Source organism: Nostoc sp. (assembly GCF_036917555.1).
Classification (GTDB): domain Bacteria; phylum Cyanobacteriota; class Cyanobacteriia; order Cyanobacteriales; family Nostocaceae; genus Nostoc.
On the sequence record NZ_JBALDD010000011.1, the window covers coordinates 1 to 14216 of the forward strand.

A 14216-nucleotide genomic window follows, 5' to 3' on the forward strand; every position below is an offset into this window, starting at 1 on the left:
CTCTGAATTGTTCCAAGATTCTGAAAGTTTCCTCAATGAACTAAACGAAAAAGAAACGTTGTCATTAGTAGGAGGAGCATTCACAGTTGTAGGTGTATCATTAACTGCTCAGACTGTTGTTAGTATTAATGGCAATAGTATTAATGGTAATACCTTTGGTAACGTTAACACAGTTGGATAATCTTTTGTGCTGATCTCAAAAGAAGATTAAGCTTTATTATGCTTAGTCTTCTTACAAAAAAACCATAAATTATTGTTGTTGAAGGAGAAATCTCATGGCTTCTATCAAAATTTCTGAACTCCGTCCTGCTGGCTCTGAATTGTTCCAAGATTCTGAAAGTTTCCTCAATGAACTAAACGAAAAAGAAACGTTGTCATTAGTAGGAGGAGCATTCACAGTTGTAGGTGCATCAGTAAGTTTTCAGACTGTCGTTAGTGTTAATGGTAATAGTTTTAATGCTAATACTGCCTTTAACGTTAATACAGTTAGATAATATTTGAATGTGAAATAACTCTATTATAGCGGTTCCCGATCTGGTGAGGTACGTTTTCAAAGCTACTAACTTTGTTAAACAACATTTGTATGTACCTCATTAGACTAGGAAACGCTATAAAAAAATACCCATCTTTTGCCGATTTTTTCTGGTTTAGCATCCTGAAGCTACAAACACATCTTAATTATTGAAATGCTTGTATATAAGGATTTTGGTCATGAATTTTAATTTTAGATTCTGAAACCATTACTGGAAAATGCGGACAAAATTGGGATGTGTTTCCCTTGCATCGTAATTGACTCAATATCACAAGGATAAAAGTAAATGTCCAATATCAAAATTTCGGAACTATATCCCCTTGGCTCCGATTTATTCCAGGATTCAGAAAGTTTCCTGAATGAGATGAGTAATGATGAAATACAGGGTCTTATAGGAGGTAAAAGAGGCGGAGGAATAGTTATCAACATAGGTAGCATTGTTATAAATACGGTCTTTAGTGCTAATACCAACACAATTAATGCAAATTCAATAGGCAATAATAATGGTTAATGATTAACTAAAACAATCATCTAATACCAATAGGCTTACTTTCAGAGACAAAAGTAAAAAATTATGGCTCTACCCATCCCCTTATGGTAGTTAAACCTCAATCAAGGTGAAAGTATTATAAAGCAAGGCTTGTCAATATTAAGCATATTATTTTGGTTAAAATGCTTACAGAGTAAAGCTTTTAAGGATTTTCAACCCGATTTTGTACAAAGGGAGGGGTAGAAGCAAATTTATTAGGCATAATTACTAGAGTTATGTCTAATAATTTATCCTATGACATTTGACTTTTAAGTTTACAAGTGGCGATAATAATTAGGGAACTAGAATTAAGTTTTTGAAAAATAGATAGATTATTCAATATTTAATAAACTTTTAGATAATTTTTTTTAAAGGTCATTATTGTATAAACTGTCTTTAAATTAGGAGAAATCAATGAACATAATTAAGCTTGAAAACCTGTCTAATGCTGGCTATCTTCTCTTTGAAGATTCTGAAACATTTCTCAACGAGTTAACAGAAGATGAGCTAAGTTGTGTAAAAGGAGGATTCATTGATATAGGAATATTGTCTCTAGCTTTTATTGAGGGAATTTTTAACAATTTAGCAATACCTGTCGAACAAAACGTAAGAAGTATTAATGGGCAAAGTTTTAATGCTTACACACAGAATAATATCAATACCTCTCCATAATTACTGATTAAACTATTAAGTAGATATCTTAATAGTCTGATTGGTATATTATAAAACGTCAAATTTTAGTTAGCGAAATATGACCTTCTCTTTGAGTTCTCAAAACATTTTTGATTATTTAATTAAGCTTGATCTTTGTACGCCAGAAGATAAAGAACATAGCCAAATTGAACCGAAATACGCCAAAAACTTTAATTTATTACTGACTTTCCCAAATGAACGTAAACTTCTGATCAAACAAGAACCTCTTAATCAAGAAGGAAAAGCATCTGGTGAATTCTTCCGAGAATGGCAAATTCAAGAATTTGTCCAGAAATTTCCAGAATTAAATCAAATGCACGATTGGATATCAGAAGTAGTGCACGTTAATTTAGATGATTCCATTATTATTTTTAATTACCTGGATAACTATCGTGATGTGATGGCTTTATATGGCAATGAAAATACTTTCTCCACAGAGATTGCCTCTGCTATAGGCACAATTTTAGCCAGTATTCATAGCTTCACTTTCAACCGTACAGATTATCAAGCTTTTTTCACTCAAGAACAAGGGAGTCAATCTTCTAAAAACCTTCCCCATTTAGTTAAAAAGCTGGGACGAATCAGCCCAGAAATTTTTGGTTCTGTTCCGGCTGATGGTCTGAAATTCTTTGCTCTGTATCAACGATATGACAGTTTAGGTCAAGCCATAGCGGAACTGGGAAATTCTTTAAAACCCAGTTGTCTAACACACAATGATCTGAAATTAAATAATATCCTATTAGCTGATGATTGGGAGCAAGGTTTTGGCAACAGCACGATACGATTGATTGATTGGGAGAGGTGCGATTGGGGAGATCCGGCTTTTGATTTAGGTACGCTCATCGGTAGCTATCTACATATCTGGTTGAATAGTATGATTACTAGCAAAACCATGAGTATTGATGAATCCTTACGGATGGCGACAACGCCCTTGGAGATAATCCAACCTTCTATTGCTGCTTTAGCGATCGCATATTTAAATCACTTTCCAGAAATTTTAGAGCATCGTCCTGACTTTTTACAGCGAGTCGTACAGTTTGCTGGTTGGAATTTGATTATCGCTATTCAATCAACCCTGCAATACCAAAAATCTTTTGGTAATACGGGTATCTGTATGCTGCAAGTGGCTAAGTCTTTATTGTGCCGTCCAGAAGCATCGATTCCGACAGTTTTTGGAATGCAAGCATCAGAATTTGTATCCACAAGCTTGTCTACCCTTTAACTTAAACCAAAACAAGCCTCTTACTTATCCTGTAAAGAGCGTGTCCCATTGGTGCAGCGGTTGGTTGACAAAGCATCAAAATCCTACCCCTGAGCAATATTTGATTTCAATCAGATGAGTGATGGGCTAGGTGAAGAATCACCAATTTATGTGTTATTTCTGGTAAAATACTTGTGGTTTGCTTCACCCACATTGGTGTCTGATAAACCTCTGTCCAGTTGTATAATGACTACTGGCAAGCGACTCCGTTGCACAGCATTCAAGTAAGTCGGTACATCTTTATTATAAGTTAGTCACCAATTGGTTTGAGGTGTAGCGTAAATAAGCCACCATATCATTTAGGGCAGTAAAACTTGTAGGATACAAGGTAAGAAATTCATAGTCTGCGGTAAGGCATTCCGTGGACTTTAAACAAAGCTCAACGCCTCCGTTTGCATAAGTCTCCGTAGGAGAAGCTGTCTTCTGGATTGGTTGAGAAGCCTACACTGTACAACTTGCTGTCGGTGTAAGAGTATATCAAAAAATGGCATTTTTCTTCCCATCTCCCCTTAGTTAAAGGCAAGCACCTATGCAACTACTAGATCCGTTGCCAATACAACTAGCAGCTATTCCAGAGTCATTGCAGCATTCATTGCAAGATATAGTTAATAAAATTCACATAGAATCGAAATTTTGTATTAGCCATCCCGACTACAAACCCGTAGAAGTACCAGCTGAGACACTCCCACGCTTTCAGCAATTGCCTTCAGATGTACAAAATAAATATTTAAACGCCCAACTATCTAATTTTCTCTACGGCATTTATTACAACGGTTCCCTCAAAGGTGTCTTAGCACTTGATGGGGAGACAACAAATTTAGCAGTCAACCAAAATTTAGAAAATAACACCTTTCTAGGTGTGGATGTAGTGTTTTACAATCGCCTCCATGAAAGCAACAAGGGTGAAGGCTACTTTAGTCCCAATTGGCTGGTGGTGAAAGAAGAATCAGATGGCGCTTTAGCAGTACACAAAGGTGGTTTAACTCTGCATATTGAGCGCAGTAAACATTTACAACTGCAAGACGAAGCTGTGACTGTGGGGAACCCAGTTGCTATCAAACTGCCCAAGAATTTGGTGCAAAACGGTTTTTACATGGCAGTTAGTAATGCAGGCTCTTACAGTGGTGAGGATATAGTACGAGTCTATTTCAACTTAACTACTGATGGTGCAGTTGCAGTCATGGAAAGCTTGACTACCCAACTTAATGCCATCGCCCTGCCTTTCAACTTTAAAGCGTTATACAACCCTTCAGATTATGGGCGTCATGACTCAGCGGTGCTTTACTTTGACAAAAACAACTATGAAGCTGTCCACCCAGTATTAGAAAAGGTGTATGCAGAACACAAATCCCATTTTTGTCCAGAAGTGCCTTTATTTACTAAACTTATCGCACCAGGGTTAGCGATCGCTGAAGAACCAGACCAAAAATTTGGCGAAAAAGAAAGCTTTGGCATGAATCGCTGTCAAATTGTAACCAATGGTTTGATAGAAGCTTGGCAGCAAGAGGATAATTCGCCAGAAGGTCGGATGGCATCAATTTTGGCACAATTCTCCGCGCTGGAAATTGACCTGCAACGTCCTTACCTCAATGCCAAATCTGAAGATATTTATCCAGCTTTAAAGTCATGAAAATTACTAATCTTGCTCCTGATATTCAGACTCCTGATTTTCAGCCACAGTTAACAGCCGCCGAGGAACTTGCCCTGGCTAATAGTAGATTTGCTCAATCAGATCTACCTTTTTACCGCAAACTTGGGCGGACTGACTTAACTGTTAGTTGTTTAGGACTGGGAGGTGGAGGTCACATCTCCAGTGAAGATACCCTTTACGCCTTCGACCAAGGCATCAACTACTTTTTCTACTCCAGCGACTTACATCAATATCTTTATAGTTCCATGCGTCCTGCGCTCCGTCAATTATGTGGACGCGGTTCCTCAATTCGTGAGAAGGTAGTTCTGGCAACTGTCAGTTACATGATTAGAACCCCAGACACAGCATTCACCTATTTATTCGATCAATTTATCGACTTGGGTATTGACTACATTGATGTGTTTTTCTGGGGCTGGATTGATGAGCATAATCATCCTGCTTTTGAAAAGTGTATTAGCGCCTCTGACGATATCCGTGGTCCAGGGTCAGTAACTCAGCGCCAAATAGAAAGAGTGTTTGGTGTTTCCGAAAAGATGAAAGAAATGGGTGTGGTGCGCTATATTGGTGCTTCTTTTCACGACCACGATTTAGCAAAACAGTGGTTGAATAGCCCTTTGTTAGATGTTGTCATGGTAAGGCATAACGTGGCACACCGTACAGCCCAAAAAAAGGTGTTCCCCAATTTAGATGCCAACGATCCTCATCGACCAGGGGTTGTCACCTTTAAGTCAGCGGGTATGCTTGGTGCCCTCTGGCAACCCCCATCTGGTCTACCAGCTGGATGCTGGCAACCTTCAGTCCCAGATTTATATCGCTATTCTTTAAGTCAAAACTCTGTTGATGTTGCCTTAACAGGTTTGCTAAACCATGAACATGTAGATGCAGCAATTCAAGGTGTGCAAAAGGGCAAACTTACCCCTGAAGAAATCGACTACCTCAATCTGTATGGTGACTTGCATCGCAACCGCATCAAACCTCACGAAATTCCTACAGAACGTTTGCTTGTTGGCAGATAGAAATAACAAATATTACTTAGATATCATCAAGCTATGACCGAACAATTAGAACAAACTTTACCACTCAAGGTTTTAACCAACGAACCCGTGCCAGGCCATCCAGCAACTGATGCAGAAATCCTGACATATCTGCGTCGTTCTGCTAAGTTTGCAGAAATTGCGATCGCTGCTGAACATGAGGCATTAGTTTTAGCCAACTGCAACCAGTTGGGAATTGAAATATCTGATGATGAATGGCAAGCTGCTGGCGATGCTTTTCGCTTGGAACACAAGTTATGGGGAAATGCAGAAACTAGTGCATGGCTGGAGGAGCAGCGCATTAGTGTAGACGAGTGGTCACAAGGAATTAAAGTAGTACTGTTAGAGAAGAAGCTTAAAGAACATCTGTTCGGTGCAACAGTGGATGGCGCTTATGTTTCTAAACGCGACAACTACAAACGGGTAGCGCTATCGCAAATTCTGGTTACTGACCTGGCAACTGCTTGGAAAATCGTGCAAATTCTACGCGAAGGACAAGCTTCTTTCTGTGCTTTGGCTTTGGAACATTCTAAAGGTAAGCAGTCCCAAGAAAATGGTGGCTTTGTAGGAATTCGCTATTTAGTAGAACTGATACCAGAAATTGTCAAACCTCTTACTGAAGCTAAGGAAGGTGAAATTATTGGCCCTGTGCAAACAAAAGTGGGGTATCACGTTATGAGAGTGGAAAAGTGGTTCCCCATAGAATTGAATCAAGCAGTGAGAGAACAAATTATGGATTCGTTGTTTCAAGTGTGGTTGCAAAATTTGAAAAATTCCAACCATCAGGCTTAATACGCTTGCGGGGTGACAAAAAGGGCTAGGATGCAGAAAGGAATGGCATCCTTTCAGGGTATTTTGTCTCCCTACAAGGATATGGAGACACTAAGACACCAAAGAGGAAACATAGCCTTAAAATTTCCTCCAATGCTCCTGAGGCTGCTGTTCTTTTCCACTTAAATGCTTGACTTCACCTTCATCATCGGTAGACGCCAACAATTGAACGGTATATTCTTAATACTCTTCTAGAGTGAAATTGTAGCCAGCAACTTTAACTATCTGGCTACATTCTTCTTTGCTATTAACGCCTTAAGTTTAATTAAGAAACAATTCATAATTTATTAGCTTTTCACAAAAGCTTTAATACGTTCTGGAGACATAATTTTCTGCTCCTGAGATTACTTAATGAAATCTTTGTTAGAAGTTTTTTTACCTGATAAACCTAATCTGTAATTGTGCTTAACTAACAGATATTTTTGACACTTGAATTTCTACCTTATATGGATTGTAGTTATCTGTAATAACTTGTGGACAACGCATACAAGCTGCTTTGCCTTCTTGCTGCCACCAGCGACAATCTCGGCGTATGGAATAGGGGGGTAGTGCTTCTGCTACTGGTAGTAACTTTTCTACAATTCGCATTGCTAGACGGCAATCTTGTCCATCAAAATGCTGACAACCTTTAGTAGTACAAGTTGCCGCTGTCCGAAAAATTTCAGCAGGTGTAATTGGACTAGCTTTTGCTATCTAGTTGCTCGTTTGATCAGGGTTTTATGTAAAATCTTGTTCAGGAATCAGACAGGAGTCCTATATCATTTACTCAAACTGTAAACTCTTGCATCCCAATTTGAATTTGATATTTTAGGCAGTTTCGGACATTAACTCAAACATTTATGTCCCGAAAGTATTGCCAACTGACAGAGGATATCTAATGTCCAGTTGACTCCATATCAACTTAAAAAAAGATAGAAACTCTAGAATGTCAAAGTAAAAGACCATATTTGCCATAGCGCTAAATGATCACTATCACTACCCCTGATTTACAACTTATTGCCTGATAAACAAAGCTCGATAAACAGGCTCACCCTTTTTTTGCGTACCTATTTCCCGTTCTGTGGGTACTGGGAGTGGATTTTCGGCTAGCCATTCTTCTGTACCAACTTTCTGAAAAGCTGAATTAGCTGCAAAGCGATCGCGCATTTCCACAGCAACAAATTCCATATCTGATTCCAGAAATACCAATCCCCCAACTGCAAGATAATTAGCTAAATCTGCCACTAGTTCTGGTTGGACTACACGACGTTTAGCATGGCGGGTTTTAAACCAAGGATCGGGGAATTGAATTGTAACGCGCTGTAAACTTCCTGAAGGGAGGGAAGATAACAGTGAGTGCAATGAGTTATTCACATTACAAAATAAATAGTGCAGGTTTGTTAAACCTAATTCAGAATGTAACTTATTCGCCTCCACCACCAGCGGTTCCCGAATTTCCAAGCCGAGAAAATTCCAGTTAGGTTCTATCTTGGCCATATTCAACAAAAACAGCCCCTTAGCACAGCCAATATCTAAATGTAGTGGTTGATTTGGCTTTGCATAAATTTTTTCCCAGTCTTGGGGACTTGCTGGTGTTTGATACTTTTTACCAAGTGGATTAACATGCTGGCGGACTCGGACTGCTGCCAAAATTTGTTCTCCTTTACGTGAAAATATTCTGTGGTAAAACTTTAAGTTATATCAATTCAAAAAATTTTTGTGACCAGACACCCCACCCTCACTGACGCGCACCCTCCCCAAAGCCTTGTAAAGGGTTCGGTAAGGTCTTATCTATGTATTGCATTCTTATTTTCAAATTGGTATTACAAGGAAGTCTAGCAAAAGTATGCCAAAAATTATCGGTCTATTATTCAATTGCTTACCCAGCAGCAAGTTTGTACAGCAGTCTCAGTCAAATACGTCATCCTTGCACTGTTTTTTTAGGTTATCGAGAAATTTATATTTTGGAAGTCCCTCATTTTGCATTAATCTCTAGAATTAAAATGCCTTAACACATTTGCTTTAGTCGTGGAGGGAGGAAACTTAAACAGTGGATATTTTAGATTTGTTTTATAAGGGTGGGCCAGCGATGTGGCCAATGCTAGTTCTGTCGATTCTGGCTTTGAGTGTGATTTTCGAGCGTTTGTGGTTCTGGCTGCGAATTTTGACTCAAGAAAAGCAGATAGTTGATCGCATCCTGGATGCTGCCCAGGATAATTGGGAAGTAGCTGCGGACATCGCAAAACAAGCAAGCCATCAGCCTGTCGGGCGTTTTCTCTACGCCCCTCTACGTTTTGCCAAAAGTGATGCGGAAACCTTTCGACTAGCACTGGAGGCTACGGCAGAAGACGAATTAGCTGGGATGCGAAGGGGCGAAAAACTTTTAGAAGCCGTAATTGCCCTAGCGCCGTTGCTAGGATTGTTGGGCACGGTTTTGGGTTTAATCCACTCTCTGCGCTCAATTCGGATTGGCGATTTGGGAACTGAATCTACCGCTGGGGTGACTACTGGTATTGGTGAATCTTTAATTAGTACGGCAACTGGGCTAATAGTTGCCATTATTAGTTTGGTCTTTTACCGCCTATTTCAAAGTTTTGTAGTCAACCAAGTCAAAGTTTTTCGGAAGGCAGGGAATGAGATGGAATTGCTTTATCGCCAGTCTCCTCCTGACTTTAGCAATAGGACATCAGCAATTGTGCCAGAAAATTTCACTCCACCCCGCAAGCCAGGAAAGACTAGAGTTTCTGAACCTCCTGAACCCCCGAATACACCTAATTAATAGTCAATAATTCAACCCCTGAACCAGGCTTGAGAGTGAGACATGAAAGTTAATCTACATACTCCAATTGAAGAAGTCCAAATTCAAATCATCCCTTTAATTGATGTCGTTTTTTGTATACTGACATTTTTTTTATTAGCGGCTTTACAATTTACACGGCAACAGGCAATAAATGTTGATTTGCCTAAAGCCAGCCCCAGTACAGTCTCTGGAATCACATCACAAGGTGGAAGTCTGATTGTAACTATCGATGCCGTTGGCAATACTTACATAGAAAAACAGCCTGTAAAACAGGAAAATTTGAGACAGAGCTTAAAACAGTATCTGCAAGCAAACCCCAGTGCCGTTGTCGTGCTGAATGCTTCGCGCACCGCAACTTACAATGATGTGATTGAGACATTGGATTTGCTACGACAAGTAGGGGGCGATCGCGTTTCTTTGGGAATTATTCCTGGCCCATCTCAACCATCCATAAACTCACCTAACCTGCCTACTGTCCCCTCTTTCCCAATCAATCCTGGTGCTGCACCAGTTCCAGGCATCAATCCCGAAGGGAATATTACCCCAAAATTCCCCTTAGCACCTAATTCTGTACCCTTTCCTAGCATCACTCAGCCTCCAACTGGGCAACGCATCAGTCCTATTAATCCTGGTATTTCTCCCGTGGTTCCTAACTCACCAGCGCCTCAAGCGCCTGTAGCACCCAAACAAACCCAACCTCCTCTTAAAAGATGAGATAGGGGAATGAGGAATTGGGGATGGGCATTGGGCATGGGTTATTCTCCTTGTCTCCCTTGTCTGCCACTCATTACTCCCCATTCCCCCTTCAAGCCTTTTCCGAAACCTAAAGATATCTATAACAAATCTTGGCTAGATAAAAAAAAACTGCTAATTTACAAATAATTGGTTGAGCTTTAAAGATTTTTCCACCTATAAACTGAGCAATTCTTCACCAATTACCATCCACATTTCATACCAAAATTGGGGAAGGATATCCAAATAGGTTAACAGATTGAAAAGCGCTTATATCAAGCGTATTTCAGTGTGTCCTAATTACAAATTACTAATTAGTATCAGGGGTTGTGGCATGAATATCGTGACGCTTTTAATTGTTTGGATCGTAACAGCTATCAGCTTATTGATAATTAGTAAGTTGCCTTTGGGAGTTGAAATTGATACTCCTGGTAAAGCGTTTCTTTCTGCCGCAGTGCTTGGTATCATGACGGCAATAGTCAGACCGATTTTAAGCCTCATTTTTGCAGTACCAAATCTACTCACATTGGACTTATTATCCGGCATTTTCACATTTATGATTGCCGTGGTTTGTTTTAGTATTGCTGCTTGGTTAGTAGAGGGTTTTCGCTTGCGTTATGGGATTTGGAGTGCTGTTATTGGTGCATTTACGCTGACTATAATTAACAGCTTAATCTACAAAATATTGGGCGTCTAAAGCTAAGAGTTAGGAGTTAGGAGTGATGAGTTATTAGTGACTCTAAACTCTGGCAATTTTAGATTTATAATTTTGGATTGAAGTAAAAATCTCAAATCTAAAATTGAATAACTCCCATCTCCTAACTCTTAACTATTCGTTGGAACTTGGGGGAGCAACTGGGGTAGTTGATTGTTGTTTACGTTGCTCGCGTTTTTTGCGATCGGCTGAGAGTATATCTGCCATCACCACTAGCGCTTGCGCCATTTTGTCTAGGTTAGAACGGTATAACTCCAAATCCTTGTTGAGTTTGTCATCAGAAAGATGCAAGCCAGCAGCGATCGCTTTCAGCGCCTCAGTGAGTTGCTTTTCGTCTTTGACTAATTCGGGATCTGACTGTTCTAATAACGAAAATACACCAATTGCGAACAGACGGTTGTATTTAAAGTTAGGATTGTTGGCGATCGCTTGTAGGTTTGCTTGCAAGTCAGCATCTCTATCTAAGTAACTAGTTTGGCCTAGCCATGCAATTAAATCTTTAACTGGCAAACCTTTAGCTACAGCTTGCAATCTCTGGGCATCCTGTCGATAGCGTTGCGGATCTTGTTCTATAGCCTGACATAAGGCGTTAAAAATTGATTCTTGATCTCGTTCTGGTTGATAGCCTTCCATAAAGCGATCAAAAGTAGTGACGACACCCAAGGCATAAATTGAATTGTAGCTAAAATCGATATTTACTGACAGCAGATGCATTTCCACCATCAATTCTTCTACTACCCGACGATAAATAGTGTTGATCGGACGGGTGTGAAGATTGTAGAAAGTTCGCTTTGTATCAGAGACTGTACGGACGTTATTCACAAAGAAAAAAGAAATGTTAAGGGCGACGTATCTTTATTTTCTCGCTTAAAGGCTACTTTGCCAAGTTGAGCTTTTAGCAGGTTACGGTTTCATTTACAATATATACACATTAGAAGTATTTTATAAGCTGGTAACTACAGCAAATAAGACCTTTTCTCCTCAAAAACTAGCCAAAAATTATTATCCTTAATGATTTATTTATTGTAATTATGAACTTGTCGCCACAGTTAATTGCTTTAGGTGAGTACCTAGCTGGTGAATTTGATAATCGAGAACAAGCCATAGCAGAACCAGTTTGGTATGTCCACCTGTGCCTGTGGCAAAGACCAGTTGATCTGTTCACAGAAGATAGCATTACCTTATTTGCCGAACAAGCTAACGTTATTACCCTAGATCAACCTTACCGCCAGCGAATTATCCGGTTGCGTCAAAGCAGCGACTCTGACGCAACTGTGGAAGTACAATATTATATGCCTCAAGATCCAGGTGCATTAAAAGGTGCAGGTGATAACCCTGCTCTACTAAACACACTGACATCTGAACAATTAGATTTACTACCAGGTTGTATCCTAACAGTTACTCAGGAGCAACTAGCTGACGATCGCTATAAGTTTACCGCTACCCCACTACCAGAGACTCGTTGTAGCTTTACTTATCTTGGCAATAGCATCTATGTTTCTTTAGGTTTTGCAGCTACAGCGACAGAATTTCACAGCTACGACAAAGGAATTGATCCCGCAACTGGAAAAGCAACCTGGGGAGCGATTATGGGGCCTTATCGCTACACCAAGCGAAATCAGTATTCAATAAGATAAAGTTATGAGTTATGAGTTCTTGAGTTATAAATTAACTCCTGTACAGACGCGATTAATCGCGTCTGTACTCCTAACTTCTAACTCTTTTTTAGCTGGCAATGCTACGAGGTACACCTTCTAAAGCTTCCTCTTCTGTTTCAAAGATTTCAAAAACAGTATCCATCATCGTCACTTCAAACACGAGTTTGGCTTCTGGATGTACATTACAGATGCGGAAACTGCCCTTGACTTTATCAGCATCACGCATTCCAGCTACCAAAGATGTAAGACCAGAACTATCAATAAAATTTACCTCAGCCAAATTTACAACTACATGACGACTGAGCTTGGAAATACACTCTTGTAACTTCAGGCGAAATTGCCAAGCAGTCGTGATATCCAGACGGCCTGATGGTGTCAAGACGATAACAGTGTTTCCGTCTTGGGTTGTATAAGTTTTTTGGTCTATATGAATCACTAAAGCCCTCCCCGTGGCATTCCTTTTAAGATTAACTAGTGACAGAATTTTCTAATGCTGTCACTTGAGATTAACAAGCTATAGCTAAATTTGTCACCTTTTTCGGCTAAGTGCTTAACTTTAGTAGTTTAACTCGCCAAAACAGTGGGGAGTGGAGAGATGAGGGAAATGAGGGAGTAGGGGAAGCAGAGGGAGAAATAACTCCTAACTCCTGTACAAACGCGATTAATCGCGTCTCTACTAACTCCTAACTCCTAACTCCTAACTCAGCACTCTTTTGGTGTCCAGTTGATCCAATCTTGAGGTTTAAGGAAGGTTTCATACAACTCGGCTTCGGGGGAATTGGGTTCCGGTTGATAGCCGTATTCCCAGCGCACTAAAGGTGGTAGGGACATGAGAATTGATTCGGTGCGTCCGTTGGTTTGCAGACCAAAAATGGTGCCTCGGTCATAAACCAAGTTAAATTCTACATACCGTCCTCGACGGTAGAGTTGAAAATTCCGTTGGCGATCGCCATACTCTATCCCATGTCGCCGTTCTACAATCGGTACGTAAGCTGGTAAAAATGCTCTGCCACAGCCTTGTATAAAGCCAAACAAATCTTCCCAATTCCGGGTTGCTGGTGTTCCTACCTGATTGCTATAAATGGCCGCTTCTCCATTGGGATTTGGCCCGCGATATAAAGCACCCTGGCCATCTTGGTAATCAAAAAATAGACCACCGACACCCCGTGTCTCATCACGATGCTTGAGGTAGAAATATTCATCACACCATCGCTTAAACACTGGGTAATACTCTGGGTGGTGTTGGTCGCAAGCTTGTTTTAATGTTTTGTGTAAATGTGCCGCATCTTCAGCAAAAGGGTAATAAGGCGTCAAGTCAATACCACCACCAAACCACCACACTGGCCCCGCTTCAAAGTAGCGATAATTTAGATGAACTGTAGGCACATAAGGATTGTGAGGGTGTAATACCAGTGAAGTGCCTGTGGCATAAAAGCCATGCCCTGCGGCTTCAGGGCGTTGGGTTAAAATTGAGGGTGGCAAATGGGAACCCTGAACTTCAGAAAAGTTTACACCTGCTTGTTCAAATATTGCACCATCTCGCAGTACGCGCGATCGCCCTCCACCTCCTTCTGGGCGTTCCCAACTATCTTCATTAAACTTAGCCACACCATCTAGTTTTGCCAATGATTCGGTAATTTCGTCTTGCAGTTGTTTCATAAACTGACTGACTCTAGTCTGAGCGTCAGCTGCTGGCAAAGACTTGGATGATTCTGCTGCTACAGTTGGTATTTGCGAGTTGGTCAACATAGATTCCCGAACCTAAATTACAATTTCCAGAAAGCCACAAATTTTTCATTTT

At 40.2% G+C, this 14216-nt stretch carries 17 protein-coding genes; 12 read left to right on the forward strand and 5 right to left on the reverse strand.

Features of this window, described 5'->3' with window-relative positions; genetic code table 11:
- The 8 genes from V7K60_RS04170 to V7K60_RS04205 all read left to right on the forward strand — a co-directional run.
- Window positions 1–181: hypothetical protein (locus V7K60_RS04170; RefSeq protein ID WP_334923178.1), on the forward strand; the 181-nt coding region annotated here is incomplete at its 5' end.
- 94 nt (window positions 182–275) lie between these two features.
- Complete coding sequence (locus V7K60_RS04175; RefSeq protein ID WP_334923180.1) at window positions 276–494, forward strand: hypothetical protein; 219 nt, start codon at window positions 276–278, stop codon at window positions 492–494.
- Window positions 495–818: 324 nt separating this feature from the next.
- Window positions 819–1043: a hypothetical protein gene (locus V7K60_RS04180; RefSeq protein WP_334923182.1), complete on the forward strand. Its 225-nt coding sequence runs from the start codon at window positions 819–821 to the stop codon at window positions 1041–1043.
- Window positions 1044–1475: 432 nt separating this feature from the next.
- Complete coding sequence (locus V7K60_RS04185) at window positions 1476–1733, forward strand: bacteriocin (RefSeq protein ID WP_334923184.1); 258 nt, start codon at window positions 1476–1478, stop codon at window positions 1731–1733.
- 79 nt (window positions 1734–1812) lie between these two features.
- Window positions 1813–2976, forward strand: coding sequence for a phosphotransferase (locus V7K60_RS04190; RefSeq protein WP_334923186.1), 1164 nt, complete (start codon window positions 1813–1815; stop codon window positions 2974–2976).
- A 568-nt stretch (window positions 2977–3544) separates the two neighbouring features.
- Window positions 3545–4645: a T3SS effector HopA1 family protein gene (locus V7K60_RS04195; RefSeq protein WP_334923188.1), complete on the forward strand. Its 1101-nt coding sequence runs from the start codon at window positions 3545–3547 to the stop codon at window positions 4643–4645.
- On the forward strand, window positions 4642–5682 hold the full coding sequence (locus V7K60_RS04200; protein WP_334923190.1) for an aldo/keto reductase: 1041 nt from the start codon (window positions 4642–4644) through the stop codon (window positions 5680–5682). Before V7K60_RS04195 ends, V7K60_RS04200 begins: the two co-directional genes overlap by 4 nt.
- A 33-nt stretch (window positions 5683–5715) precedes the next feature.
- Window positions 5716–6492: a peptidylprolyl isomerase gene (locus V7K60_RS04205; protein ID WP_334923192.1), complete on the forward strand. Its 777-nt coding sequence runs from the start codon at window positions 5716–5718 to the stop codon at window positions 6490–6492.
- 444 nt (window positions 6493–6936) lie between these two features.
- Here V7K60_RS04205 and V7K60_RS04210 read toward each other — a convergent pair whose 3' ends face one another.
- On the reverse strand, window positions 6937–7119 hold the full coding sequence (locus V7K60_RS04210) for a hypothetical protein (protein ID WP_334923194.1): 183 nt from the start codon (window positions 7117–7119) through the stop codon (window positions 6937–6939).
- A gap of 405 nt (window positions 7120–7524) precedes the next feature.
- A complete protein-coding gene (trmB, locus tag V7K60_RS04215) occupies window positions 7525–8160 on the reverse strand; it encodes a tRNA (guanosine(46)-N7)-methyltransferase TrmB (protein WP_334923196.1) in 636 nt (211 codons plus the stop codon).
- 400 nt (window positions 8161–8560) lie between these two features.
- On the opposite strand from trmB, the gene V7K60_RS04220 reads away from it, so the two are divergent.
- The 3 genes from V7K60_RS04220 to V7K60_RS04230 all read left to right on the forward strand — a co-directional run bounded on the left by V7K60_RS04220 (window position 8561) and on the right by V7K60_RS04230 (window position 10739).
- A complete protein-coding gene (locus tag V7K60_RS04220) occupies window positions 8561–9289 on the forward strand; it encodes a MotA/TolQ/ExbB proton channel family protein (protein WP_334923198.1) in 729 nt (242 codons plus the stop codon).
- A gap of 42 nt (window positions 9290–9331) precedes the next feature.
- Entirely contained in the window at window positions 9332–10024 is a 693-nt protein-coding gene (locus V7K60_RS04225) for an ExbD/TolR family protein (protein WP_334923200.1), read from the forward strand.
- A gap of 352 nt (window positions 10025–10376) precedes the next feature.
- Entirely contained in the window at window positions 10377–10739 is a 363-nt protein-coding gene (locus V7K60_RS04230) for a phage holin family protein (protein WP_334923256.1), read from the forward strand.
- 132 nt (window positions 10740–10871) lie between these two features.
- On the opposite strand, the gene psb29 is transcribed toward V7K60_RS04230, so the two are convergent.
- Window positions 10872–11579 (reverse strand): photosystem II biogenesis protein Psp29, encoded by a 708-nt coding sequence (psb29, locus tag V7K60_RS04235; protein ID WP_334923202.1) that lies wholly within the window; start codon window positions 11577–11579, stop codon window positions 10872–10874.
- A gap of 209 nt (window positions 11580–11788) precedes the next feature.
- Here psb29 and V7K60_RS04240 point away from each other — a divergent pair, with 209 nt between their 5' ends.
- Entirely contained in the window at window positions 11789–12394 is a 606-nt protein-coding gene (locus V7K60_RS04240; protein WP_334923204.1) for a chromophore lyase CpcT/CpeT, read from the forward strand.
- An 88-nt stretch (window positions 12395–12482) separates the two neighbouring features.
- Here V7K60_RS04240 and V7K60_RS04245 read toward each other — a convergent pair whose 3' ends face one another.
- Together V7K60_RS04245 and hemF are read right to left on the reverse strand one after the other, a co-directional pair.
- Window positions 12483–12851, reverse strand: coding sequence for an STAS domain-containing protein (locus V7K60_RS04245; protein WP_334923206.1), 369 nt, complete (start codon window positions 12849–12851; stop codon window positions 12483–12485).
- Window positions 12852–13117: 266 nt separating this feature from the next.
- Window positions 13118–14164, reverse strand: a complete 1047-nt coding sequence (gene hemF, locus V7K60_RS04250) for an oxygen-dependent coproporphyrinogen oxidase (RefSeq protein ID WP_334923208.1) — start codon at window positions 14162–14164, stop codon at window positions 13118–13120.
- Between the last annotated feature and the right edge of the window lie 52 nt (window positions 14165–14216).